The organism is Pseudomonas sp. MWU12-2345 (assembly GCF_023242385.1).
Taxonomy (GTDB): domain Bacteria; phylum Pseudomonadota; class Gammaproteobacteria; order Pseudomonadales; family Pseudomonadaceae; genus Aquipseudomonas; species Aquipseudomonas gingeri_D.
In genome coordinates this window covers 203,077-227,018 of the sequence record NZ_JALLJA010000001.1, presented here as the reverse complement: position 1 = coordinate 227,018, position 23,942 = coordinate 203,077, and the positions used below count along the sequence as shown (strand labels likewise).

Sequence of the window (23,942 nt, the reverse complement as noted above, 5' to 3'; positions counted from 1 at the left end):
GTCAGACAGTCAGCGCGGCGCGCAGGGTCGATTCGAGCAGCGCGGCATCCAGTTCCTGGCCGATCAGCACCAGGCGGGTGACACGTGGCTCGTCCGCCGTCCAGGCGCGGTCGAAATGCTTGTCGAAACGGCTGCCCACACCCTGGATCAGCAGGCGCATCGGCTTGTTCGGGATCGCGGCGAAACCCTTGACCCGCAGGATACCGTGCTTGACCACCAGTTGCGTCAGGGCGTCCAGCAGCAGACTTTCATCGGCTTGCGGCAGTTCGAGGGAGATCGAGTCGAAGGCATCATGATCGTGGTCGTCATGATCGTCATCGTGGTGGTGGTGATCATGGTGGCTGTGGCGACCGTCGATATGCTCCTCGGAACCGGCGCCCAGGCCCAGCAGCACGTCCAGGGGCAGGCGACCGCTGCTGGCTTCGATGACTTTCACCGCCGGCGGCAGCTCCTCGGCCACTTCCAGGCGCACCCGGGCCAGGTCTTCAGGGCTGATCAGGTCGGCCTTGTTGAGAATCACCAGGTCGGCGCTGGACAGTTGGTCGGCGAACAGCTCGTGCAGCGGCGATTCGTGGTCCAGGTTCGGGTCGAGCTTGCGCTGGGCATCCACCTGGTCCGGGAACGCGGCGAAGGTGCCGGCGGCCACGGCCGGGCTGTCGACCACGGTGATCACCGCATCGACGGTGCAGGCACTGCGGATTTCCGGCCACTGGAAGGCTTGTACCAGGGGTTTGGGCAGCGCCAGGCCGGAGGTTTCGATAAGGATATGATCGAGGTCGCCACGGCGCGCCACCAGTTCGCGCATCACCGGGAAGAATTCTTCCTGGACCGTGCAGCAGAGGCAGCCGTTGGCCAGTTCATAGACACGGCCATTGGCTTCTTCTTCGCTGCAGCCGATGGAGCACTGCTTGAGGATCTCGCCGTCGATGCCCAATTCGCCGAACTCGTTGACGATCACCGCGATGCGGCGGCCCTGGGCGTTGTCGAGCATATGGCGCAACAGGGTGGTCTTGCCCGAGCCGAGAAAGCCGGTGACGATGGTGACGGGAAGCTTGGCCAGTGTTTTCATCGGATGCCCTTTGGCAAAGTGGCGGGCATACGGGACGAGAACCGCGGCCCTTGGGCGCGGATGCGTTCGCCACCGGATCACCCCGCCCGGTTGTAGTGAGAAACGGTGACGAGGCAGGTCTCCTGGCTTACGGTCTGGCGGTCGCGCTTGCTCTCGAAAGCAGGCGAACCGGCCGGGCCTTGCGCCTTCCCGCCCGTAGGCAGTGGCATTGCAGGGCTATCGAACCGTTTACAGTTGCGGGGGCAGCCGCGGCATACCGCGTTCCCTTCTTAGCTTCGGCCGAGCGCCGAAGAACCTCGAAGCTGCAAGGCTACGCAGTGCGCCGGGGCAGGTCAATCGCGAGCGCCGCTGTGGTTTAATTGCGCCCCTTTTCCCGCCCTGCCCGTTTCAAGGAATCCTGTTATGAACGCCACCGACATCACCCAGGTCCTGGTTATCGGTTATGTCTGGCCGGAACCGCGCTCGTCGGCCGCCGGCGGGCACATGATGCAGATCCTCGAAAGCTTTCTCGAGGCCGGCTGGCGCATCACCTTCGCCAGCCCGGCCGTTATCGGCGAGCACAAGGCCGACCTGGCGAGCCTGGGCATCGAGGAATGTCGCATCGAGCTCAATAACAGCAGCTTCGACAGTTTTGTCGCCGACCTGCAACCCGACGTGGTGCTGTTCGACCGTTTCATGATGGAAGAGCAGTTCGGCTGGCGCGTGGAAAAACACTGTCCCGGGGCCCTGCGGGTGCTGGAGACCTCGGACCTGCAAAGCCTGCGCGATGCCCGCCAGCAACAGCTCAAGGCACGCCTGAAAGACGATCAGGACCTGAATGACTTCAGCACCCTGTTCGCCCCCGACCAGCGGCAGATGTTCGAACAGATGAGCGCGACCGATCAGGCCCAGCGGGAAATCGCCGCCATCTACCGCTCGGACCTGAACCTGATGATTTCCGATGTCGAGTCGCAGTTGCTGATCGAGCAGTTCAAGGTCCCGGCGGCGCTATTGCACTGGTGCCCACTGATGATCGACATGCCCACGGCGGCGTACCGCGATTTCGATGAGCGCGCGCACTTTCTCAGCATCGGCAACTTCCGCCACGCGCCGAACTGGGATGCCGTGCTCTGGATGAAGACCACGATCTGGCCGCTGATCCGCCAGCAGCTGCCCACGGCCCAGTTGCATATCTATGGCGCCTACACCCCGCCCAAGGCCACTGCGCTGCATAACCCCGCCCAGGGCTTTCATGTGATGAACTGGGCCGAGGACGCCTTGCAGGTCATGGCCGCGGCACGGGTGTGCCTGGCGCCGCTGCGTTTCGGCGCCGGGATCAAGGGCAAGATCCTTGACGCCATGCTCTGCGGCACACCGAATGTCACCACCCCCATCGGCGCCGAAGCCATGCACGGTGAGCTGCCCTGGGCCGGCGCCATCGAAACCAGCGCCGTCGCCCTGGCGCAATCGGCCGTGCGTCTCTACCAGGACCGTGCGCTGTGGCAGCAGGCCCAGGCCAACGGCCAGGTGCTGCTCGCCGCCCGTTATGAGCGTCGGGTCCACGGCCCGGCGTTGATTGCCCGGATCCAGGCCTGCCGCGAGGATCTGGCGGCCCACCGTCGGAACAATTTCACTGGGGCGATGCTGCGCCACCATCACCACAAGAGCACCCAGTACATGTCCCAGTGGATCGAGGCGAAGAACCGCGTCGACTGAGCCTCAGGAGGCACCGAGGAGCTGGCGGATCTCGATCAGTTGCGCCGGCTCGCCGGCCACCACCACATGGGCCGACAACGGAGGCAGTTGCCGGCCCTCCGGCGTGCGGCTGGGCCTGACGGAGAAGTTGACGGTAATCAGCGTGCCATCGGCAAAGGTCGAGCGTTGCAGCAGGCGATCCCCGGACAACACCTGGAAATCGTCCAAGGCCTGGCTGAACAGGCGCTCGTGCAAGGGCCGGAACACCTTGTCGTAGGCACTGATCAGCGGCAGGTCACGGGAAATCACCTGATCGTTCAGGTGATACAGCGGCGGCACCATGTACAGCAACTGCAGCAAGGCCGTGACATCACGTTCGCTGGAGAACTTCAGCGAGCCGTACTCCCAGTGATGGGTACTGACCAGGCTGTCATGCAGCGCTATCTGGTACAGCGGCAGGCGAAACTCGGCCGACGTCACGAAGCGCGCCACCTCCGGCTTGAGCGGGACCGCCTTGAAATACAGGTTGGGGGTTTCCGGCGGCCAATAACCGCCCAGGTAATAACGCGAGCGCTTGTTCTTGCGCATATCCGCGTCCATCCAGGCAAAGGGCTGGGTGGCAATGCCATGGCTGAAGGCGATGATCGGCGCATAGAAGGCCTGCCCGCCCTCGCTGCCCGTGACCAGGTCCAGCGCCTGGACCGGATACGCCAGGCGCCGGCGGCGCGCCTCGGCATCCTGCGCCTGGCTGGTTTCCCGACCCGGTGTGTAATCACTGAACTCGGGACCGGCGGCGTCGACATCGAGAAAATAGCTGTTCAGGCGCCCCGCCCGCGCCACGGCGCTGATCCGCCGCCGGGCATAGGCCTCGACGCTGCGCGGATTGACGAACACACCACGGCCATTGAAGCCCTGGACTTTCTTGCCCTGCTCGTCGGTATAACCGGCGGCGACCAGTTCATCGCCCATCTTCGCGGTCGCCCAACTGGCTTGCAGATTCGACGGATGCGCGCTGCCGTAACTGTCGTAGGCCGACACCAGGTAGCCGGCGGCCTTGGCCGCGTCCACCGCCTCGGGGTGCCAGAAGGCATCGCGCCAGTCATCGGCGCCCAGCCAGGCCCGGGCCAGACCCGCCCCCTGCAAGGCGGCAACGGTGTCCAGGGACAAACCACCACCCCAGCGCTCGGCCGGTGCCAGCAGATCACCAAAGGCCTCGCGCAACTGCTGACGCACCGTTTGCGCCCAGGCCACCTCGGCCAGGGGATCATGATTGCCGGGCAAGGGTGCCCGGGCCTCACGCCCGATCACCGCGAGCAACCCGGCATTGATCGCCCGGATCACCTGGATCCGGGCAAAAGGTGGGACCTGCCCAAAGGCACTATCGGCTTCACCCAACGCCAGCAGGAAGGCCTCTCGAGCCTTGAGCTCGAAGGCCCCCCAGAGCCTGGAGGCCAGGTGATCGCTGTCATCGCGGTGCTGGGCAAAAAAGCGCAGGAACTCCGGCCAGTGCAGGATATCGCCCGCCTTCAGCGGTCCGGCATCCCACAGATAGATATGCGGCGCGCCGCCCAGGCGGGCAACGTGGGGTTGAGTGTGGATTTTCTCGCGCAACGAGACGAACTGATCGTGATCGCGCAGCCACTGGCGGTACAGCCGTGCGCCGATCAGCGGTTCCCGCGGGCCGACGACGATGCGTACCCGGTAAGGCGCGCCGGGGGCCAGGCGATTGAAGGCATGGCTGAGGGTCGGCAAGGGCCGGGCGTTTTGCGCCTTGATGCCAAAGCTGGTGTTGAACGGCGTCTCGACGATCCAGGTGATGGAACAGTCCTTGCGCAGTTCGGTCCAGAACGGCATCGACAACACCCCATTGAGCCGGGCCGGCTGATAACGCCGCAGCAGCCAGTCGAGCCATTTCGGATCGTCGCTGGGGATATAGGCGCCTTCGCCAAAGGGAATCGCATGGGCTTCGATCGCCCCGTCCTCGACGGGCCTGGGCCACTCCAGCCGCCCCGGTTGTTCGGCCTGCACCGTGACCACCAGGGCATTCCCATCGACCCCGACCTCGATCCTGAAATCCTGGTCCGCCTGTCGGACCCGCCAGCGGTTACCGTCTCGCTCGATGACCTGCGCGTCCTCGTCGAAGGCCGCGGCGCTGAGCAAGGCCGGGAACCGATGTTCGTCGCTGTGGTGCAGGGACACGGCCAGGGTCGCCGGGTCGACGACAAAGGTCCCTGAACGATGAGGCAGGTAGACCTGGGAAGCCCCTTCGACGCTCAGGGCCAAGGTCCATCCGAGCAGGGTCAGCCAGATCTGCAGGCAGTGACGATCATTCATCCACCGCGGCGGCATGACCTTCATGTTGTCCTCATCGATTCAGGTGTGTAAACCGATGAACCTTAACTGACCGAGGAGAAAAGACCCTGTAGTCCGCTTCTCCTCAAGTCGAGTGAAAGCACTAAAAATCTGTGGATGTGGGAGCGGAGCTTGTCGGATCGCCGCACCGCCGCGAAGCTTTCAGCGGCCTCACGGGCCCCTTCGCGGCGGTGCGGCGATCCGACAGGCTCCGCTCCTACAGCGGCCGGCGCAACAGGTAACAGTCCATGATCCAGCCTTTGCGCTTGCGCGCGGCTTCGCGCACACGGCGAATCCGCTCGCCCACCTCGTGGAGCTTGCCGGCCACCAGCAGCTCGTCTTCGGTCCCCAGGTAGGCGCCCCAATAGATTTCCAGGTCCTGGTCGGCGAACTGGCTAAACGCGCAGCGGGCATCGAGCATGACCACCACATTGTCCAGATCAGCCGCTTCCAGCCGTCGCCCGGTGGTGATCAGCAGCGGCTCGCCGATACGATTCAGGGCAATCCGATGCTGCGCGGCCAGCACCTGGATACTGCTGATGCCCGGAATCACCTCGACGGCAAACGCCGGACCGCCCAGCGCACGGACCCGCTCAAGGATTCTCAGGGTACTGTCATAGAGCCCCGGATCGCCCCAGACCAGGAACGCGCCGCACTCATCCTCGCCCAGCTCCTCGTCGATCAGCCGCGCGAACAGGGCCGCCCGTTGTCGATGCCAGTGCTCGACACCCGCCTCGTAGGACGCCGCCGAGTCCTCGCGCACCGGATCGCTGACCTGGACCTGTCGGCAACCGGGCTGCTGGATGTAGCGTTCGCAGATGTCCTTGCGCAAATTCAACAGATCGTCCTTGGTCTCGCCCTTGTCCAGCAGGAACAGCACCGAGGCGCGATTGAGCGCATTGATCGCCTGGACGGTGATCTGCTCCGGGTGGCCGGGGCCCATGCCGATCAGCAGAAGGGTTTTCATGACTGGCGCTCCGGTTGTCTGACGCCTGGCACGTCCCCCTCTTGGGTACGGCGCAACTGGCGCGATGGCAAGGATGAGGGCATTATCGGAAAGCGCCCACAACAAAAAACGACAAGTAGCCAGGCATGACCCGAGCAGCCCGCGTCACCGACCCCTCCTACGAGCTGATGGACGACCACAACGGCCTGTCGATCATCTATCGCCAGCATGGTTTTCCCTGCCCCCTGGTCCGTTGGCATTTCCACAAGGAATACGAACTGCACCTGATCGTCGCCAGCTCCGGCAAGGTGTTCATTGGCGATTATATCGGCAACTTCTACCCACAGACCCTGTTCCTGACCGGCCCCAACCTGCCCCACAACTGGATCAGCCAGGTGGCCGAGGACGAAGTGGTGCCCAAGCGCGACATGCTGGTGAACTTCACCGACGAGCTGTTCGAAAGTGGCCATCTGGTGTTCGCCGAGCTGAAAACCCTGACGCCACTGCTGGAACGGGCCCAGTACGGCATCGAGTTCCGTTGCCAGCACACCGTGCGCCAGGCCACGACCTTGATGCAACGTATCGCCGACTCCCAGGGAGTCACCCGGCTCGGTCACTTCCTGATCCTGCTGGAGCTGCTCGGCAACTGTGACGATTACCAGTTGCTGTCGGGTGTTACCACACCACAACTGGCCGACGAGCACAATATCGACCGCACCAACCGGGCGGTCGACTATATTTTTGCCCACTATGCCCGGGAGCTGCCGCTGGAAGAAGTGGCCGAGTACCTGGGCATGAAGCCCACCTACTTTTCCCGGGTGTTCAAGCAGGCCACCGGCCGTTGTTTCGTCGAATTCGTCAATCGCCTGCGCATCAGCAAGTCCTGCGAATTGCTCGCGGACGGCGACAAGCCGGTGACCGATGTCTGCTTCGAGTCAGGCTTCAACAATATCTCCAACTTCAACCGCCGCTTCCAGCAACTCAAGGGCATGACGCCCTCGCATTACCGGCGTCTGGCGGTACAGCGCCTGACGGAGCAGAACCACGGCTGAAGCCGTGGTCGGCAGGTTACGCCAGGGCGGCAAAACCACGCTGCAAGTCTTCAATCAGCGAAGAAACCGCCTCCAGGCCGATATGCAAGCGGATCACCGGGTGCAGTGTCGGCCCGGCAAATTGCCGCTCGCTCACATCCACCACGGTCACCAGGCTTTCATAGCCGCCCCATGAAGCCCCCAGCCCGAACAACTGCAACGCCCCGATAAAGCGCTCCAACTGTCCGGGATCGGCGTCAGCGAACTCGAACGACAGCAGCCCGTTGCTGCCACTGAAATCCCGCACCCAAAGCTCATGATCCGGGTGCGTGGACAAGGCCGGATGGAACACCTGGCGCACCTGTGGCTGCGCCTGCAACCAGCGAGCAACTTCCAGCGCCTGGCGTTGATGCACCTCCAGGCGCGCCGCCAGGGTCCGCGCACCGCGCAGCACCAGGTAGGCATCATCCGGGCTCACCGTGTTGCCAAAGCTGTCGCTCATCCGCGCCAACGCCGGCCAGGCCGCCTCGGTGGTACAGACACTGCCCATCACCACGTCGCTGTGACCGCACAGGTACTTGGTCAAGGCCATGATCGAGATATCCGCCCCCAGGACCAACGGCCGGTACTGGTAGCCCGAACCCCAGGTGTTGTCGACCGCCAGCAGGATACCCCGTGGCTTGCACAAGGCCGCGATGGCCGGCAGATCGTTCAGTTCGTAGAGCAGGGAACTCGGCGACTCGCAATAGACCATACGGGTATTGGCCTGCAGACGCGACTCGATATCCCGGCCGTCCGCCGGGAAATAACCGACCTCGATGCCAAAGGGCGCCAGGAACTCCTTCGCCAGGCGCCGCACCGGGAAGTAGACGCCATCGGTAATCAGCACATGGTCGCCCGGACGCAGATAGGCCAGGAAGGTCTGCGCCACCGCCGCCAGCCCGGTTCCGAACAGACGCGTGCGATGGCCGCCTTCCAGCTCCGTCACCAGGTCTTCCAGGGCAAAGGCCGTGGGATTGCCCCGAGCGCCGTAGCTCAGGACCCGTTCGCTGTCGCGGCGACGGCGGGCGTCACGCATATCCGCCAGGTTGTCGAACAGCACGGTGCTCAAGCGAGTGACCGGCACGTTCACCGAACGCGGGCCGCTGCCCTTGAGGGTACGGGCCGCGTGAACCAGCCGGGTCCGCACATCCACGGGGGCCTTGGCCGGTGCCAGCGGTTTCAGGCTGGCGATTTCCGCCGGGGTCATCTGCGCCAGCAGGCCGGTTTCCCAGGCCAGGTACTGGCGTGCCGCGTCCTTGTTGCCGGAATGGCGGTCGTGGGTGAAAAACAGGAAGTCGATGCAACGCTCGTCAGGCAACACCGACGCATCGTTGACCAGCGTCAGCCCGGCCGCTTGCCAGGCCGACAGGTCCGCGCTGGAAAACCGCACCTGTTGGCGCTGGGCCTCGGGCAGTTCCAGGGCCGCCAACTGCGCCACGGCGATATCGTCCGCCAGCAGCACCAGGGGCCGCTCTTCGCCCGCGACTTCAGCGGCGAGCAACGAGCGGATCGACCAGCGCGAACCGGCCAGATGGGCCTTGCGAAAGGCCATGCTCGAACGCAGGTCGATCAGCACCAGCGCGTCTTCGGCCAGTTCACGGGACAGCTCCTGCGCCTCAAGCGCGGGCAACTCGGGCAACGGCAAGGCTCCCGCCAGCGGCAAGCGCAAACCGCTATACAGCCCGTCTTCCAGGACCCGGGCATCGTGCCCCAACTGGCGCAACCAACTGGCAACGATGGGCGCGCGCACGCCATCATCGTCGAACACCACCACCCGCGCCTGGCGCACACCGATATACAAATCGGTGGCCTGGATCAACTGGCCTCCCGGCGTGTGTTGCGCGCCCGGCAGGCTGCCGAGACCGAACTCCTCGGCACTGCGCACATCGCAGAGGAACAAACTGCCGTCACCCGCTTGTGCCCAGGCCGTGACCTGGGCCGCCGTGACCGTCGGCACCTCGGCACGCCGGGCCAGCGTGCGGGCCGCCTCGCGCTGCTGCTCGATACCCACCGGCGGCGCCACATCGCTGTAGCGTCGGGTACTGCCATGCTCCAACTGAAGATCGGCCAGGAACCAACCTTGCGTGCCGTTTTCCAGGGCATAAACCGGGTTTTTCACCCCGAGATTGATCAGCGTCTGGGCCCCGATAATGCTGCGGGTGCGCCCGGCGCAGTTGATCACGATCGGCGTCGACTCGTCCGCCACCAGGTCGTGCAGGCGATAGCCCAACTCACCATTCGGGCAGCAGACCGAGCCCGGAATGGTCATCTTGCGGTATTCGTCGAAGGGTCGGCCGTCCAGCAGTACCAAGGGTTCGCCCCGGGCCTGCCAGTCAGCCAGTTCGGTCGCGCTGATATGCGGCGTATGACAGGCTTCTTCCACCCATTCGCCAAAAGCCTTGGACGGCACATGCACGCCGGCGAACAACTGCAGGCCCGCCGCCTGCCAACCGTCGGCACCGCCCTGCAGCACATGCACCTGCTCATAACCCAATGCCTGCAGGCGTTGCGCGGCACGGGCAGCCAGTTCGCCGCCATCCTGGTCGTAGATCACCAACCGCACTCGCGGCTCGGGTGCCAGACGACGGACCTCCAGCTCCAGGCGGCTATAGGGCAAATGCACCCCGTGAAACAGATGGGCCTCACCGTACTGACCGTGCTCACGCACATCGAACAGGGCGATTTCCCGTCCGTCGAACAGCCATTGCTGCAACTGTGCCGGTGTAATGGTTTTACTCACATAAACCCCGCTTTCCAGTGAAGAGCTCATTCCAGCACCAACGAGCGCTCGCCCGCGGCCAGTTCACGGCCCCTGGCGTAGGCACGCTGCACCGCCGGACGGGCCTTGATGCGTTCGCGCCAGGCGTTGATCGCCGGGTAGTCGCCCAGGTCGAAACCCTGCCGGGCGGGCTGGATCCAGGGGAAGATCGCCATATCGGCAATGCTGTATTCACCCGCGACAAAGTCCTGCAGGGCCAGGCGTCGCTCCAGTACTTCATACAGCCGGGTGGCTTCGCCCTGCAGCAGGTCGAGGGCAAAGGGAATCGGCTCCGGGGCCTTTTCCCGGAACAGCTGCCACTGGCTCAGGTACGGCGTGATATGCCCCACCTGCCAGAATAGCCACTCCTGCACCCGTCGCCGCTCGCGACTGCCGGCCGGCGGGAGGAACTGCCCGGTCTTGTCGGCCAGGTAGTTGAGAATCGCCCCGGATTCGAACAGGCTCAACGGCTCGCCGTTGTCGGCCGGCCGGTGATCGACAATGGCCGGAATCCGGCCATTGGCACTGATCTGCTGGAACGCCGCTTCACGCTGCTGACCCTGGCGGATGTTCACCGGCAGCAGGCGATATTCCAACCCCAGCTCTTCGATCAGAATCCCGACTTTCAAGCCATTGGCCGTCGGCCAGTAATGGAGGTCGATCATGCCGCGTAGGCCTTGATCGAAGGCGCCATCTGCGAAGCGTTGTAGTTGAGGATACTGCCGTCGTCCTGCACGCCATAGCGACCATTGAGGGATTCCAGCGGACGCCCGTAGAGATGGAAATGCAGGGTCGCCTGCTCGCCATCGACACGGATGCTGTGCAGGTCTTCACCGAGGAAAGCGATGGAGGTGCCCGGCTGGACCACCACTTCGCGCTCAAGCTTGAGCTCGGCACGCCGAGGGTCGCTGCCGTCGTCACCGCGGGCATAGACGCGGTTGAGTTCCTGGCCCTCGACGGCACTGATCACCGCCCAGGTTTCGTGGTTGTGGGCGATGGTGTTCTTGCCCGGCAGCAGCGAGTTGAGGTACAGGGTCGGGGTCTCGCCATCGTCGTTCAGGCGATAGCGGAAGGCGGTACTCCCCTCACCCGCCACCGGTGCCGGAAAGGCTTCGAAGTTGAACAGGTCGCGGCGCTCGGCAAGGTCTTCCAACAGGGCGACGATCTCTTGCAAAGCGGCACGGTCAACACCGCGCTGATGGATGGCACGGATTTTCACCAGGAAAGATTCGATCACGTTGGCGCGTTCGGTGGTGCTCATGGGCAGGCTCCTTATCGGGTGGATCACGGTCAGACGGACAGGCTGTAGCGGCTGATATTGCTCAGCAAATACGGGTCGGGTTGCAGGTGGCGACGGCCGGCGTCGCCCAGGGCATGCCGGAGGAATTCGCGGGTGCGTTCGCTTTGCGGCTGCTGGAACACCTGGTAGGCGCTGCCGGATTCGACGATCAGACCGTTTTCGGTGAAATACACCTGATCGCTGATCTCCTCGGCAAAGCGCATTTCATGGGTCACCAGCACGCAGGTCATGCCCTCTTCGGTCAGCTCGCGAATCACCGTCAGTACTTCGCCGACGGTTTCCGGGTCGAGGGCCGAGGTCACTTCATCGAACAGGATCAGTTCCGGGCGCATGGCCAGGGCCCGGGCAATCGCCACCCGCTGTTGCTGGCCGCCGGACAGTTGTCCGGGAAAGGCGTCGACCTTGTGCTCCATGCGCACTTTGGCGAGCAACTGCCGGGCCTCCTTTTCGGCGTCGGCACGGCTGCGGCCCAGCACCTTGCACGGGGCGATCAGCAGGTTGTCCAGCACCGACAGGTGCGGGAACAGGTTGTATTGCTGGAAAACGAAGCCGACCCGCTTGCGCAACTCGATCAGCTCGGCCTCGCGGTGCAGTTGGCGCACCTCGGTGGCGCCGACGCGAATGGTCCCGCGCTGGGGTTTGAGCAGCCCGGTGATGCAACGCAGGATCGTCGACTTGCCCGAGCCCGAAGGCCCGATGATGGACACTGCCTGGCCACGCTGCACATCAAGGTCGATGCCCTTGAGCACCGCGTTGGCGCCGAACGACAGGTGCAGGTCGCGCAGGCTGACGAGGGGTTCAGTAGAAGGCATAGCGTCGCTCCAGGCGTTGGGTCAGACGGGAAATCGGGTAGCAATAGACAAAGAACAACGCCAGCACGCTGAAGTAGATCAGCACGGTGAAGCCGGTGCGGTTGACGGTGTTGCTGGCGATCTGCGCGGTGTCGATCAGGTCATGCACGCCCACCAGCGACGCCAGCGCCGTGCCCATGGTGATCACCGCGTAGAGGTTCATCCATGGCGGCAGCATGCGTTTGAAGCACTGAGGCAGGATGATCGAGCGAAACAACTGGCCGCGACTGAAGGCCAGGGAGCGCGCGGCTTCCCACTGGGTGCCGGGAATCGAGCCGATGGCCCCGCGAAAGATCTCGGCGACGTTGGCACTGGCCGGCAGCGCCAGGCCGACGGTGACTTTCAGCCAGTCGGGAAACGGCAGGTAGGTGCCGCCGATATGGATCTCGAAGGGAAACACGTAGGTGGTGAAGTAGATCAGCACCAGCCAGGGCGCGTTGCGAAACAGCTGCACCCATAGCCGTGCCGGCAGGCGCAGGATCCGCAGCGGCGACAGCCCCAGCGCACCGATCAGCAAACCCAGCAGCGAGCCGATGACAATCGCCAGCAGGCTGATCAGGATATTCTGCGCAAAGCCCACGGCCAGCGCCGGCGACCATTGCCACAAGGATTCAATGACCATAACCGGGCATCCTCAACCGCGCTTCCAACGCCCGGCCCACACAGTTGACGATAAAACTCAGTATCCCGAAAAAACTCAGCATCAGAATCATCAGTTCCAGCACGTTGTCGCTCTGGGTCCAGATCATGATCGAGGCGTAGGTGATATCACCGACGGCAATGGCCGAGGCCACGGCGGTCATCTTCACCAGGTCGATCAGGTTGTTCACCAGTGACGGCAGGGCAAAGCGCAGGGCCAGCGGCAACTGCACATTCCACAGCAACTGGCGACGACTGAAGGCCAGGGAACTGGCGGCCTCCATTGTCACCGCCGGCACCGCCTCGATCCCGGCGCGCAGGGCTTCGGCATGGAAGGCGCCCTTGTGCATGGAAATCACGATCACCACCCAGGCAAACGGCGTCAGCGGGTTGGCCGCGCCCACCGCCTGGGTCAGCAGCATGTTCAGCACCAGGAAGGCGCAGTAGAGCTGGACCAGGGTCGGCGTATTGCGCGTGACCTCGATAAATAGCCGCGCCGGACGCGACAGCGCCTTGTTCCCGCTGGTCAGCATCGCCGCCAGGGTGAGCCCCGCCAGCAGGCTGCCGATAATGGTCAGCACGCACAGCAGCAGCGTGGTCCAGGCCCCGTCGATCAGGCTGCCGCGTTGGTAGCCGTCCAGCAGGAAGCGGTAGTTGAGCCCCAGGTGGGCGGCCCACTGCACAAAGGTTTCCATCACGCCGGGCCCTCGCCCAGCCGGGCACAGGCGGCGGCAATCCGGCGGCCGGCCTCACGCACGCTGTCGGTGGCCGTGGCGATCGACAGACGGAACCACGGCGACAGGCCATAGGCGCTCCCCGCGACCCCGGCGACGCCCTCCTCCAGCAGATAATCCACCAGTTCGTTGTCGCTGCCGATGACCTGGCCGTCCGGGCGCAGGCGGCCGATCAGGCCGGCACAACGGACAAAGACGAAAAAACCGCCCTCGGGTTGCAGCACTTCGAGCCCGTCGACTTCGCTCAAGGCGGCCACCAGTAGATCGCGGCGCTCCTGATAGGCCGCCACTTGCGGCTTGAGGAAATCCAGCCCGCCTTCATAAGCCGCCAGGGCCGCCGCCTGACTGACCGACGAAGCACCGGACGCCGATTGCGACTGGACCACGCTCATGGCCGTGGTCAGTGCCTGGGGACCGGCGCCAAAGCCGATGCGCCAGCCGGTCATGGCATAGGTCTTGGACACCCCGCCCACCAGCAGGCAGCGCTCCTGCAGATCCGGCGCGACATTGAGCAGGTTCAGCGGCGCCTGGCCGTCGAAACGAATGTGCTCGTACAACTCATCGAGCAGCACCAGCATCTGGGGATGGCGGCGCAGCACCTCGGCCAACGCACTCAGCTCATCGGCACTGTAGACCGCACCGCTGGGGTTGCCCGGGCTGTTGAGGATCAGCCAGCGGGTGCGCTCGCCAATCAAGCCGTTGAGCTGCGCCGGAGTCAGCTTGCAGCCCTGCTCCAGGGTCGAGTGGATAAACACCGGTTCGCCGCCATTGATCCGCACGCTGTCCGGGAAAGACGGCCAGTACGGCACCGGCACCAGCACTTCGTCACCCTCGTCGAGGGTCGCGGCGAAGGCATTGAAGATGATCTGTTTCGCACCGTTGGCGATCACGATCTGGGGCACGTCATAGTCGAGGCGATTTTCGCGCTTGAGTTTGCGCCGCACCGCCTCGCGCAGCGCCGGTACGCCCGGGGTCGCGGTGTATTTGGTCGCGCCGGCGGCGATGGCCGCACAGGCCGCTTCCTTGATATGCAAGGGGGTATCGAAATCCGGCTCGCCGGTGGTCAGGTCAAGCACGTCGCGACCGCCGTCGCGCAAGGCCGTGGCCCGGGACTTGGCTGCCGCATTGGCCGACAGCGACACCTTCTGCACCCGTTTGGACAGTCGAACAGTCATGGCAGCACCTTGCCTGGATTGAGCAACCCACGGGGATCGAGGGCCTGTTTGATTCGGCGCATCAGGTCCAGCTCCACCGGGCTCTTGACCTCGGCCAGCAACGCGCGCTTGCGTTGGCCGATACCGTGCTCGGCGCTGATGGAACCGCCGTGGGCGTGGGTATTGCGATGCACCAGGGCGCTGAGCGCCGCGTAGTGGGCCATATGCGCTTCGACCGGCTGGCCGAGGCGCGCGGCGACGTTGTAGTGCAGGTTGCCGTCGCCGAGGTGGCCGAAAGTCAGGTTGCGCACGCCGGGGAAATGTTCCTGCAACAAGGCATCGGTCTCGCGGACGAAGTCGGCAATGCGCGAGATCGGCAGCGAGATATCGTGCTTCATATTGCGCCCCTCGCGGGCCTGGGCTTCGCTCATGTTTTCCCGCAACTGCCACAGCGCGGCGCTCTGGGCCAGGCTTTCGGCAATCAGCGCATCGGCCAGCAGATTCAGCTCGAAGGCCTCGCCCAGCACCCGTTCGAAAGCATCACGGGCATGTTCGGCGCTGTGGTTGTCGGACAGCTCCAGCAACGCGAACCAGGCTTGCGGTGCCTGGGCGAAGGGTTGCGGGTCATCGGGAAATTGCTGGCGCAACAACGCCAGGCAGGCGGCGGACATCAGTTCGAAAGCCGTCAGGTCGGCGCCAAAACCGGCGCGGGCATGGGACAGGAAGGTCACCGCCTGCTCCAGGGAGTCGAATGCCAGCAACGCAGTGCTCTGGGCCTTGGGCAGCGGAAAGAGTTTCAAGGTGGCGGCGGTGATAATGCCCAGGGTGCCTTCGCTGCCGATAAACAGGTCGCGCAGGTCGTAGCCGGTATTGTCCTTGCGCAGACCGCGCAAGCCGTTCCAGATATCACCGTCGGCGGTCACCACTTCCAGGCCCAGGGTCAGCTCGCGGGTATTGCCATAACGCAACACACCGGTGCCGCCGGCATTGGTGCCGAGATTGCCGCCCAGGGTGCAACTGCCTTGCGCACCCAGGCTCAGGGGAAACAGGCGCCCGGCGTTACGGGCCGCGTCCTGCAGGTTCTGCAGGATACAGCCGGCCTCGACGGTGACGGTGTCGTTGTCGGTATCGATCTGGCGGATGCGGTTCATGCGGTCGAGCAGCACCAACACGCTGCTGCCCGTGGCGTCCGGAGTGGCCGCGCCCATCAGGCCGGTATTGCCACCCTGCACCACCAGCGGCGCACCATGGTGGGCGCAGACCCGCACCACGGCGGCGACTTCCTCGGTACTGGCCGGGTGCACCACGGCGACGACCCGGCCATGGTAGACACGGTGCTTGTCGCTGAGGAACGCGCTCCCGGCGATGGAGTCCTGGACATGGGCCGCGCCCAGCAGTTGTTGCAACTGCGCGAACAACCCACTCATGGGAGCTGCGCCAGTGGAGCCGCATCCTTGAACTGCTCATGCAACTGCAGCAGCGCTTGAGAGGGCGGCATGCCGGTGCGCTTGCCCAGCTCGATCAGCCAGCCACTGCGGTGCCAGTCACGGACAATCGCGTCGAGACGGGCCTGGATATCCTTTTCGCCCTTGCGCACCCAGATCACCGAATTCGACGGGATCAGGTCGGTGGGCAGCGGGATCTCGTAGCCGGACCATTCGGCCTCGTCGAGCAGGCTGTGCATGGTCGGGCTGACGTGGACCGCGGCCACGCAGCCATTGCCGCGCAGGGACAGCAGCGATTCGGACTGGCTGCGGAAGGCCTTGATCTGCGCGCCATAGACTTCCTGCAATGGCTTGGTGAAGTTGCTGCCCTGGGAAACACAGACCGGCTTGCCCTTGAGGTCTTCCCAACGGGTGATGCCGGCGCCCTTGCGAATCAGCGCCGCGCCGCCGACTTCTTCGTAAGGCGTGGGCACATAGTCGAGGATCTCGGCGCGTTCTTCGGTGAACTGCATATTGGCGATCAGCGCATCGACCTTGCCCTGTTGCAGGAACTGCACGCGGTTGGGTGCCAGTACCGAGACGCTTTCCAGCTCCACGCCGAGGCGCTGGGCCAGGCCCTTGGCGAGCTCGACGTTATAGCCTTGATGGGCACCGGTGGCCGGGTCGATGGTGCCGAACGGTGGACCGCTGAGGATCACGCCGATACTGATCTTGTGCCGCGACTGGATCTTGTCGAGGGTGGCATCGGCCTGGGCCAGGGAGGCGAAGAGCGCTAGGGCGAAGGGTAACAATCTGAGCATGTAGAGTATTCCTTGAATGCAACATCGGTCTGTAGGAGCAGGGCTTGCCCGCGAAGCTTTTAGCGGTCTTACGGACCCCTTCGCCGCAGTGCGGCGTCCCGACAAGCCATGCTCCTACAATGAACGGGGCTGCCTGCGAATCGGCGTGAGAATCAACCCTTGAACTGGTTATGCAACTCCACCAGCGCCGGCGACTTCGGCGAGATCTGATTACGGCTCTCGGCCTCGATCAGCCAGCCGCTGCGGTGCAGGCCCTGGACCACCGTGTCCAAGCGCTTCTGGGTATCGACCTCGCCCTGACGGGTCCAGATCACTGACGGGGCCGGGTTCAACTCCGGAGTGATGGCGCGATAGTCCTGCCACTCCGGGTTGCCCGCCAGCAGCGGATTGATCAGCGTCGCATCGTGGACCGCCGCCACGCAGTTGTTGCCGCGCAGTGCCAGCAGGGACTCCGAAGAACTCTTGAAGGCTTTCAACTGCGCGCCCAGCTCGCTCAACGGCTTGACATAGCTGCTGCCCTGGGAAGTGCACACCGGCTGCCCCTTGAGGTCTTCCCAGCGGGTGATCTTGCTGCTCTTCAACACCGCCGCGGTACCGCCGACCTTGTAGAACGGCGTCGGCACATGCCCCAACTGGCCGTCGCGCTCCGGCGTCCACTCCATATTGGCGATCAGCAGGTCAACCTTGCCCTGCTGCAGAAACTGCACGCGGTTGGCCGGCAGCACCGGCACCAGTTCGACATCAACCTTCAGGTCCTGGCCCAGGGCATTGGCCAAATCGACATTGAGGCCCTTGGGCGCCTGGGTCGACGGATCGATGGAACCGAACGGCCCGCCGGACAACAGCACGCCGACCACCAGTTTGTGGCGCTGCTCGATCTTGTCCAGGGTGGTATCGGCCTGGGCCGCAGCCACCGCCCCCAACGCCAGCACGGCGCCGATAAAAGCAGGAAGCAGGCGTTGGCCCGGTGTGCGCTTGAACGACATGACTATCCCCTCGATGGCAATCGGCGTATCCCGACCTTGTTGACCTGCATGCTAGGGAGCGCCAGGGACGAACGGAAATTCAAATATCTAATATTGTTATAACTTTCTGGTTATTAGCTTTTGAGAAAAACGGCATATCCCCTGTTTACTGGGACTTTCAGCGTTAAGAATAATTTAGGCTCGCCAAATACATCAGCATCTGTAATCTATTGGCGATCGCCCTTGATATGAATTCGAGCCGCCATGCCCTCTCCGACCCTGGATCTGGAACTGCTTCGCACCTTCGTCGCGGTGGTGGACCATCACAGTTTTGCCGAAGCCGGCCAGCACCTGGCGCGCACGCAATCGTCCGTGACCCAGCAGATGCAACGCCTGGAACAGCAGGTGGGCGTCAGCCTGTTCCAGAAACAGGGCCGGCAGAAACAGCTGACCGAGCCGGGGCGGCAGTTACTGCGTCATGCCCGGCAACTGTTGTCGCTGAATGACGAGGCGCTCAATGCCCTGAAGGAAAGCCACTTGAGTGGCGTACTGCGCATCGGTTCGCCCCACGATATCGCCGACACCATCCTGCCGCCGATCCTCAGCCATATCGCCCGCTCGGCACCGCGCCTGCGCCTGGAAATCGATGTCGGCCGCAGCCCCTACCTGATGGAAGACCTGCACCGGGGCAAGATCGACATGGTCATTTCCACCCGCGAAGACTCGCGCCTGCAAGGTTTTGCCCTGCGCACCTCGCCGGTGTGGTGGATCTGTTCGGCGCAGTACATCCATGTCCCCAGCGAACCGTTGCCACTGATCCTGGTGGAAGAACCGAGTATCTACCGGCGCTATGCCATGGAAGCACTGGAGCGTGAGGGGATTGCCTGGCGCCAGGCCTACCTGGCCTCGAACCTGATCGGCATCAAGGCGGCGATTCGTGCCGGACTCGGCGTGACGCCGCGCAGCATGGAGCTGCTGGGGCCGGATATGCGGGTACTGGGGGAAAACGATGGCTTGCCGCGCTTGCCGGATGTGACCTATCACCTGTGGATCCGCCCCAACACGGTCAATCCACTGGTGCGCCGGGCCTATGATCTGATTCGTAGCAGCCAGGGGTTGTAGGCGCTCAAGCGCTCATTCTCCACCTCCACCGCCGCGATGACCGTCAGCCCGTAACCCAGGCTCACTGGTGTACGCCGGGGGGGCTGTCGATTGAGGACGCCTTGGCCACCATCGGCACGGACGGCACGCGCCTCGCCGAAGAGCTGGCACGCATCGGCTATGCCGGCGACCTGCAACCGGGAGCCATCGTCCCCCACGAATACCTGGAACTGCATATCGAGCAGGGGCCGATCCTCGAGGCGGAAAACACCTTGATCGGCGTGGTGGAAAACCTCCAGGGAATCTCCTGGCAACAGGTGATCGTGCAAGGCAATGCCAACCACGCGGGCACCACCCCTACCCGCTTGCGTCATGACGCCGGCTACGTCGCCAGCGCGGTGGTGGCCGAACTGCGCAAGATCGCCATGGACTCGGACGACACCACCCTGGCCACCGTCGGCTGCATGAATTTCGAGCCGAATGTGATCAACGTCATACCGCGCAAGGCCAGCTTCACCGTGGACCTGCGTGATCCCGATGAAGCACGGCTGGCAGCCGCCGAACAACGACTTTCCCGGTTCCTTGCCAAAATTTCGGAGGCCGAGGGCGTGCATATCAGCACCACACAACTGGTGCGCTTCCAACCGGTGATATTCGACGCCGGCCTGGCCGACGAGATCGAAGCCAGCGCCCAAAGTTTCGGCTTCAGCCACAAGCGCATGACCTCGGGCGCGGGCCATGACGCACAGATGATTGCGAGAATTGCCCCGTCGGCGATGATCTTCGTACCCAGCCGTGGCGGCATCAGCCACAACCCGCGCGAGCACACCGATGACGATCAGTTGATCAAAGGTGCCGAGGTGCTCCTGGATGTGGTCAACCATCGCCTGAACGTCCAGCTGTAGCACTCCCCGAAAACCACAGGCCACCGGCGTCTACGCGAAGCTGGTGGGTGAGTCCGCGGATTCGCTTCGGGCTCGCCAACAGGCGTGGTTGGCAAGCGCTTGAACGCCGTCGGCACTGGGCCGTTTCAGCTCAAACCGTCGCATCCGAAAGATGATTGGAAATAACGGTCCGATTTCTACCACTGGTCTTGGCGACATACAGTGCCTTGTCAGCGATATCGATCAAGTTCTCAGGCGTGTCCATTCTTGAGCCTGACAACGCACTGATGCCCACACTGATGGTGACGACTTTGGCCGGCGATTCATCATGTTGAATTGAACAACTCTCCACTTCAGTTCGAATTCTTTCGGCAATAATAAAGGCACCCACGTAGTCTGTATTCGAGAGGATGATAGCAAACTCCTCTCCTCCATAGCGGGCGGCCAGATCGCCTTCTCGAGTGATGTTTTTCTTGATAATGGTGCTCACCATCTTCAAACACTCATCGCCTTGAACATGACCGTAATGATCGTTGTATTTTTTAAACAGATCCACGTCGATCATGATCAGGGCAATGTCATCAGGCCTGCGTCTTGCCTTGTTGATCTCCGCACTGATAAACAAGTCAAACTTACGGCGATTCGGCAGGCCCGTCAGGCTATCCTCGAGCGCCAGTTGCCCGAGCGCCTTGTTGGCCTCGATATAATTTTTTTCAGAACGCTGCAAGTCCTTTTGCGCCTGAATCTGCTGGCTCATGAGTTTGATCAGCCGATAGCCAAGAACGCTGAGCACAATCAGCAATACCGATGAAATAAGAAAGCTGGCAAAGGATTCGTTACGCCAATCCGCCAGAACTTCACTTCTGTCAAAGGCCGCAATCACCACCAGGGGGTAGCCATTGACCCGCTGAAAGCTGATGACCCGCTCAACATGGTCAATAAATGACCTTATGGTAGCAGTGCCCGAGCTGATCTCAGGCCTCAGCAACGCAAAGACTTCCCCCGTTGAAATATCGGTGCCGATATCAGCGTCGTGAAAAGGTTTGCGTACGACGATATGCCCTGTGGAGGAAGTCAGATTGATCAGGCCATTGGCCCCCATGTCGATGCCGTCATAGAGACCGAGAAAGTATTTAAGATAGATCGTGGCTACTGTTACTCCGGCGAAACTGCCGTCCGGGTGATTGAGCCTCCGCGAGATGGTCATGACCCATTCATTTGTTGAGCGACTGCGTATGGAGGGGCCAATATAGGGCGCCGAGCTGGCATGATCGCGATGGTAGATAAAATAGTCGCGATCCGAATTGTTGACGCCCGGCGGAGTTGCGCCGTTTGAGTTGAATAACCAGCGCCCCTGCTCGTCATAAATAAAAAAACCATGGACTTGCGGCAGGCTTTTTTGTTGGTTTTTCAGTATCGCCCCCAGCCTTTCCAGGGTCTGCGCCCCGGTGCCCTCAACTTCCACTTGTCCCTGAATACCCAATATCACGGTGTCAACTTGAGTGAGCGTCGCCGCGATACTGGATGACAAGGCCTTGGAAAGGTTTGACATCTGGATCTCTTTGTCATGCAAGTGGTACTCCAAAGAATTGAACATCCCCCAGATGCTGATCGCGATCAATGAGATACAGACCGCTGCCACAAAAAGCACCACATGGCCGAGCTTGAGCTTGGCATTCGCCCATTCGGTCCTTAGAAACGAGGTCGCTTTTGTGATCATGAAACCCTTCCGTGTGGTTGAAATGATGTGATGTAGCTTATGCGATTTTCACCGACACCTCACATTTCTGGCCATGAGAGGCACTCACGATGCCAGCCCCCCTTCAGAATAGGCCCAAACCGTTGCGCCCGAAGGCGTTCAACTGCTCAACCGTGAAACGGCCCTTCCATGACGCTTCGTAGTGTTCAGGCGGAAAATCATCCGGCGACTCGCCGGCCTCGAACGCTCGGCAAACGTCCTTGGCATATTGGCGGTTTTTCGGGCACATCGGGGCTGCGGGCACATACATGACGTTACCCCAGCCCTCTTGATCCTCCACGGGCGCAACACTATGGATAACATCGCAGTGCCACCAAACTGAGTCCCCCGCCTGCATATCGGGGATGGGCGTCAGCCCCTGGACCAGCAGCGGATGCCACTGTTGCGAAACCGGCAGTACCTTGCCCGGCGCGACGCCACACAGCTCATCCTCCGGCACATCATCGAGCAAGGGACGCAGGAGCATGTAGGCCATGGCCTTGGGGATCGGCAAGGTATGCAATACACCTTGATCGGCGCGCATATCGGATAATGCGGTCCAGCCTTGAAAGGTCCTGAATGCGGAGCATTTCACCGTGTCTTTGTAGGCATACTCGTCTACCTCGGTACGATACGCGGCATCCCAAGGGTCGTAAGACTTGAAGTCATTGCGGTAGATTTTGTCGAAGACCTTCAAGTAGGCAGGATGCAGCCAGCGCTCCAACGCCCCCGAGTCGGTATGTGGCCCCAGCCCCCGGGAAGTGGTTCCGGGTGGACGACGGCGTACGCGATCCGGGTAAAGCGCGTTGATATCCGGGTTGAACCACTGCTGACCTTGGGAATGAATTTTCCACAGCCGGTTCAGAAATGACTGCGCGGTGCCCATGCGCGCATCCTGGCGCAGTTGCATCTGTGAAACCGACCAATAGATCGGAAAAATCTCCGGCCGCGAGGCCTCGAGGTTGCCAAAGAATTGATCGACCGGCCCGCGATAAATCCGGTCGAAGTCATTCTTGTCCAAGTACTCCAGAAGCCCCTTGTCCCATGCCAGGACCTGCTCTCTGGGGAAGTGATTTTTGATCACCAGACAGCCCCGGCGCCTGATTCCTGCAAGTTGCTCTTCGCTCACCTCACCCGCGGCGATGGCGTCAAATTCTAGGACTGGCCATCCGGAACCGGTCAGCGCCTCCTGCGCCTTGATCGAGGCGATCTCGGCCATAATGAACCCACAGACTTCGGCAAACAAGGACTCCACATCGCCTATCTGCGCGCGCAAGGTCTTTTTCATTTTGACGATGCTGTCCTTGTAGTTGTCCGGGAGCGCCGCGCTTTCGAATGCTTGATACTGATTCATGAGACACCTGCGTCTTATTGTTCGTACAGGCATCAAAACATTGGGCGGTGCTTGGCGGCAGCCACATTTCAAGCGTTGAGCAATACGATTCTGGCTTCCTTCCTTGCGCCCATGGCGCCATTCGATTAACGGCCTGACAGGTCGCCATGGGCAGGCTTATTGGAAATGGTGCCCGTGCCGCTGCCGGAACTCCGAAGGGGTCATGCCCTTTTGCGCCTTGAACTGCCGGTTGAAAAGCGCTTGGGACGAGTACCCCACCCGCCCGGCAATGATCGAAACGGCCACGTTGCCTTGCATCAACAACGCACAGGCGTGTCCGACGCGCAACCGGACGATGTACTCCAACACCGTACACCGCGTGTGCCTCCTGAACATTCGATGAAAGGCTGAAACGCTGACGCAGGCCATCTCCGCCAACGCTGAAAGACTCAGCGCACTCGCATAGTGGTCGTGAATGTAATCAAGGGCCCGATGGATACGAGCATCTTCGGTGATTGCAGTGAAGGCCTGAGTGCTGCAGGCGGGGGCAATTTTCTCGGCATGCACATCCCGGGCGAGCCTGTTCAGCACCGTCAGCAGTGAGATCAGCCGTTGCGTAGCGTCCTGATCCACCATCGCTTCGATGATAGGGCGCAGTTCGCCAGAAGCGGCGTCACTGAAACGCAGGGCATTCCGAGCGGCTACCAACAAGGCGCGGACAGCGCCCATCTCCGGGCACAGTTTGACCAGAGCCTGCACCCAAGCCTCGGAGAACCAGATGACCAAGGCAATGTGCGGTCCGGTCGGATCAATAAGTTCGGCGGAGGACCAACTGTGTGGGACGTTAGGGCCGATCAGGACCAGATCGCCATCGTCGTACAGCGCCACATCATTACTGATATAGCGATGCCCTCGACTGTTCAACGTGAGGGTCAGCTCGTACTCAGGATGATGGTGCCACTCAAAGGGTATCGCCTGCGCAAGGCGCCTGTTCAGCAAGGTCCAGGAAGTATCCGCTGCGCTGGGTACCTTCTCGAAACTGGGCTTCATGAACCATTACTGCCTTAGAGGGAAGTGAGCACGCCACAATCGTATCATTGGGCGTCACCAGTCACACTTCCCGCAG

General features: G+C 62.5%; 19 protein-coding genes, 1 pseudogene and 1 riboswitch. Of the genes and pseudogenes, 4 read left to right on the top strand and 16 right to left on the bottom strand.

All coding sequences use genetic code 11. The annotated features are described in order from the left end of the window. Position 1: 1 nt before the first annotated feature. Complete coding sequence (gene cobW / locus M5C71_RS01060) at positions 2–1,069, bottom strand: cobalamin biosynthesis protein CobW (protein WP_103494228.1); 1,068 nt, start codon at positions 1,067–1,069, stop codon at positions 2–4. A 94-nt stretch (positions 1,070–1,163) separates the two neighbouring features. Then, positions 1,164–1,383, bottom strand: a riboswitch (cobalamin riboswitch). A gap of 88 nt (positions 1,384–1,471) precedes the next feature. Here cobW and M5C71_RS01055 point away from each other — a divergent pair. Next, the gene (locus M5C71_RS01055) at positions 1,472–2,764 is read left to right on the top strand and encodes a glycosyltransferase family 4 protein (RefSeq protein WP_103494227.1); all 1,293 of its coding nucleotides are present in this window, start codon (positions 1,472–1,474) and stop codon (positions 2,762–2,764) included. Positions 2,765–2,767: 3 nt separating this feature from the next. Here M5C71_RS01055 and M5C71_RS01050 read toward each other — a convergent pair whose 3' ends face one another. Together M5C71_RS01050 and cobF are read right to left on the bottom strand one after the other, a co-directional pair. Beyond that, on the bottom strand, positions 2,768–5,101 hold the full coding sequence (locus M5C71_RS01050) for a glycoside hydrolase (protein ID WP_247263131.1): 2,334 nt from the start codon (positions 5,099–5,101) through the stop codon (positions 2,768–2,770). Between the two features lie 211 nt (positions 5,102–5,312). After that, a complete protein-coding gene (gene cobF, locus M5C71_RS01045; protein ID WP_103494397.1) occupies positions 5,313–6,062 on the bottom strand; it encodes a precorrin-6A synthase (deacetylating) in 750 nt (249 codons plus the stop codon). Between the two features lie 125 nt (positions 6,063–6,187). Between cobF and M5C71_RS01040 the strand changes: the two genes are divergently transcribed. Beyond that, complete coding sequence (locus M5C71_RS01040; RefSeq protein ID WP_100943409.1) at positions 6,188–7,093, top strand: AraC family transcriptional regulator; 906 nt, start codon at positions 6,188–6,190, stop codon at positions 7,091–7,093. A gap of 16 nt (positions 7,094–7,109) precedes the next feature. On the opposite strand, the gene metC is transcribed toward M5C71_RS01040, so the two are convergent. The 10 genes from metC to M5C71_RS00990 form a co-directional block, all read right to left on the bottom strand. Then, a complete protein-coding gene (gene metC, locus M5C71_RS01035) occupies positions 7,110–9,854 on the bottom strand; it encodes a cystathionine beta-lyase (RefSeq protein ID WP_248767475.1) in 2,745 nt (914 codons plus the stop codon). A gap of 26 nt (positions 9,855–9,880) precedes the next feature. After that, complete coding sequence (locus tag M5C71_RS01030) at positions 9,881–10,537, bottom strand: glutathione binding-like protein (RefSeq protein WP_103494398.1); 657 nt, start codon at positions 10,535–10,537, stop codon at positions 9,881–9,883. After that, positions 10,534–11,133 (bottom strand): cysteine dioxygenase, encoded by a 600-nt coding sequence (locus tag M5C71_RS01025; protein ID WP_103494399.1) that lies wholly within the window; start codon positions 11,131–11,133, stop codon positions 10,534–10,536. Before M5C71_RS01025 ends, M5C71_RS01030 begins: the two co-directional genes overlap by 4 nt. 29 nt (positions 11,134–11,162) lie before the next feature. Then, positions 11,163–11,984: an amino acid ABC transporter ATP-binding protein gene (locus tag M5C71_RS01020; RefSeq protein ID WP_103494400.1), complete on the bottom strand. Its 822-nt coding sequence runs from the start codon at positions 11,982–11,984 to the stop codon at positions 11,163–11,165. Then, positions 11,971–12,645 carry an amino acid ABC transporter permease gene (locus M5C71_RS01015; protein ID WP_103494401.1) on the bottom strand — a complete coding sequence of 225 codons (675 nt, stop codon included), beginning with the start codon at positions 12,643–12,645 and terminating at the stop codon, positions 11,971–11,973. Before M5C71_RS01015 ends, M5C71_RS01020 begins: the two co-directional genes overlap by 14 nt. Beyond that, a complete protein-coding gene (locus tag M5C71_RS01010) occupies positions 12,635–13,357 on the bottom strand; it encodes an amino acid ABC transporter permease (protein ID WP_103494402.1) in 723 nt (240 codons plus the stop codon). Before M5C71_RS01010 ends, M5C71_RS01015 begins: the two co-directional genes overlap by 11 nt. After that, positions 13,357–14,571: an aminotransferase class I/II-fold pyridoxal phosphate-dependent enzyme gene (locus M5C71_RS01005; RefSeq protein WP_248767046.1), complete on the bottom strand. Its 1,215-nt coding sequence runs from the start codon at positions 14,569–14,571 to the stop codon at positions 13,357–13,359. Before M5C71_RS01005 ends, M5C71_RS01010 begins: the two co-directional genes overlap by 1 nt. Beyond that, a complete protein-coding gene (locus tag M5C71_RS01000; RefSeq protein WP_103494404.1) occupies positions 14,568–15,977 on the bottom strand; it encodes an FAD-binding oxidoreductase in 1,410 nt (469 codons plus the stop codon). The genes M5C71_RS01005 and M5C71_RS01000 overlap by 4 nt, the downstream gene beginning before the upstream one ends. Next, the gene (locus M5C71_RS00995) at positions 15,974–16,795 is read right to left on the bottom strand and encodes a transporter substrate-binding domain-containing protein (protein WP_103494405.1); all 822 of its coding nucleotides are present in this window, start codon (positions 16,793–16,795) and stop codon (positions 15,974–15,976) included. The genes M5C71_RS01000 and M5C71_RS00995 overlap by 4 nt, the downstream gene beginning before the upstream one ends. A 152-nt stretch (positions 16,796–16,947) precedes the next feature. Then, positions 16,948–17,781, bottom strand: a complete 834-nt coding sequence (locus M5C71_RS00990; RefSeq protein ID WP_103494406.1) for a transporter substrate-binding domain-containing protein — start codon at positions 17,779–17,781, stop codon at positions 16,948–16,950. 243 nt (positions 17,782–18,024) lie between these two features. Between M5C71_RS00990 and M5C71_RS00985 the strand changes: the two genes are divergently transcribed. Both M5C71_RS00985 and M5C71_RS00980 read left to right on the top strand, forming a co-directional pair. Further along, positions 18,025–18,882 (top strand): LysR substrate-binding domain-containing protein, encoded by an 858-nt coding sequence (locus tag M5C71_RS00985; protein ID WP_103494407.1) that lies wholly within the window; start codon positions 18,025–18,027, stop codon positions 18,880–18,882. A 77-nt stretch (positions 18,883–18,959) separates the two neighbouring features. Further along, a pseudogene (locus tag M5C71_RS00980) lies at positions 18,960–19,766 on the top strand (hydantoinase/carbamoylase family amidase); the annotation flags it as partial. Between the two features lie 130 nt (positions 19,767–19,896). Here M5C71_RS00980 and M5C71_RS00975 read toward each other — a convergent pair. From M5C71_RS00975 to M5C71_RS00965, 3 genes are all read right to left on the bottom strand, one after another. Continuing rightward, positions 19,897–21,465 carry a sensor domain-containing diguanylate cyclase gene (locus M5C71_RS00975; protein ID WP_103494408.1) on the bottom strand — a complete coding sequence of 523 codons (1,569 nt, stop codon included), beginning with the start codon at positions 21,463–21,465 and terminating at the stop codon, positions 19,897–19,899. A 103-nt stretch (positions 21,466–21,568) separates the two neighbouring features. Further along, positions 21,569–22,837 (bottom strand): DUF1479 domain-containing protein, encoded by a 1,269-nt coding sequence (locus M5C71_RS00970; protein ID WP_248767045.1) that lies wholly within the window; start codon positions 22,835–22,837, stop codon positions 21,569–21,571. Between the two features lie 156 nt (positions 22,838–22,993). Continuing rightward, the gene (locus tag M5C71_RS00965) at positions 22,994–23,866 is read right to left on the bottom strand and encodes an AraC family transcriptional regulator (RefSeq protein ID WP_103494410.1); all 873 of its coding nucleotides are present in this window, start codon (positions 23,864–23,866) and stop codon (positions 22,994–22,996) included. Between the last annotated feature and the right edge of the window lie 76 nt (positions 23,867–23,942).

What these genes read in the sequence shown, in the direction of transcription:
- M5C71_RS00975 (WP_103494408.1), bottom strand. Translation starts at nt 21,465, where the DNA reads ATGATCACAAAAGCGACCTCGTTTCTAAGGACCGAATGGGCGAATGCC.
- M5C71_RS01040 (WP_100943409.1), top strand. Translation starts at nt 6,188, where the DNA reads ATGACCCGAGCAGCCCGCGTCACCGACCCCTCCTACGAGCTGATGGAC.
- M5C71_RS01050 (WP_247263131.1), bottom strand. Translation starts at nt 5,101, where the DNA reads ATGAAGGTCATGCCGCCGCGGTGGATGAATGATCGTCACTGCCTGCAG.
- M5C71_RS01010 (WP_103494402.1), bottom strand. Translation starts at nt 13,357, where the DNA reads ATGGAAACCTTTGTGCAGTGGGCCGCCCACCTGGGGCTCAACTACCGC.
- M5C71_RS00970 (WP_248767045.1), bottom strand. Translation starts at nt 22,837, where the DNA reads ATGAATCAGTATCAAGCATTCGAAAGCGCGGCGCTCCCGGACAACTAC.
- M5C71_RS01020 (WP_103494400.1), bottom strand. Translation starts at nt 11,984, where the DNA reads ATGCCTTCTACTGAACCCCTCGTCAGCCTGCGCGACCTGCACCTGTCG.
- M5C71_RS00985 (WP_103494407.1), top strand. Translation starts at nt 18,025, where the DNA reads ATGCCCTCTCCGACCCTGGATCTGGAACTGCTTCGCACCTTCGTCGCG.
- M5C71_RS00965 (WP_103494410.1), bottom strand. Translation starts at nt 23,866, where the DNA reads ATGAAGCCCAGTTTCGAGAAGGTACCCAGCGCAGCGGATACTTCCTGG.
- M5C71_RS01000 (WP_103494404.1), bottom strand. Translation starts at nt 15,977, where the DNA reads ATGAGTGGGTTGTTCGCGCAGTTGCAACAACTGCTGGGCGCGGCCCAT.
- M5C71_RS01055 (WP_103494227.1), top strand. Translation starts at nt 1,472, where the DNA reads ATGAACGCCACCGACATCACCCAGGTCCTGGTTATCGGTTATGTCTGG.
- M5C71_RS00990 (WP_103494406.1), bottom strand. Translation starts at nt 17,781, where the DNA reads ATGTCGTTCAAGCGCACACCGGGCCAACGCCTGCTTCCTGCTTTTATC.
- cobW (WP_103494228.1), bottom strand. Translation starts at nt 1,069, where the DNA reads ATGAAAACACTGGCCAAGCTTCCCGTCACCATCGTCACCGGCTTTCTC.
- cobF (WP_103494397.1), bottom strand. Translation starts at nt 6,062, where the DNA reads ATGAAAACCCTTCTGCTGATCGGCATGGGCCCCGGCCACCCGGAGCAG.
- M5C71_RS01005 (WP_248767046.1), bottom strand. Translation starts at nt 14,571, where the DNA reads ATGACTGTTCGACTGTCCAAACGGGTGCAGAAGGTGTCGCTGTCGGCC.
- M5C71_RS01025 (WP_103494399.1), bottom strand. Translation starts at nt 11,133, where the DNA reads ATGAGCACCACCGAACGCGCCAACGTGATCGAATCTTTCCTGGTGAAA.
- M5C71_RS01015 (WP_103494401.1), bottom strand. Translation starts at nt 12,645, where the DNA reads ATGGTCATTGAATCCTTGTGGCAATGGTCGCCGGCGCTGGCCGTGGGC.
- M5C71_RS00995 (WP_103494405.1), bottom strand. Translation starts at nt 16,795, where the DNA reads ATGCTCAGATTGTTACCCTTCGCCCTAGCGCTCTTCGCCTCCCTGGCC.
- M5C71_RS01030 (WP_103494398.1), bottom strand. Translation starts at nt 10,537, where the DNA reads ATGATCGACCTCCATTACTGGCCGACGGCCAATGGCTTGAAAGTCGGG.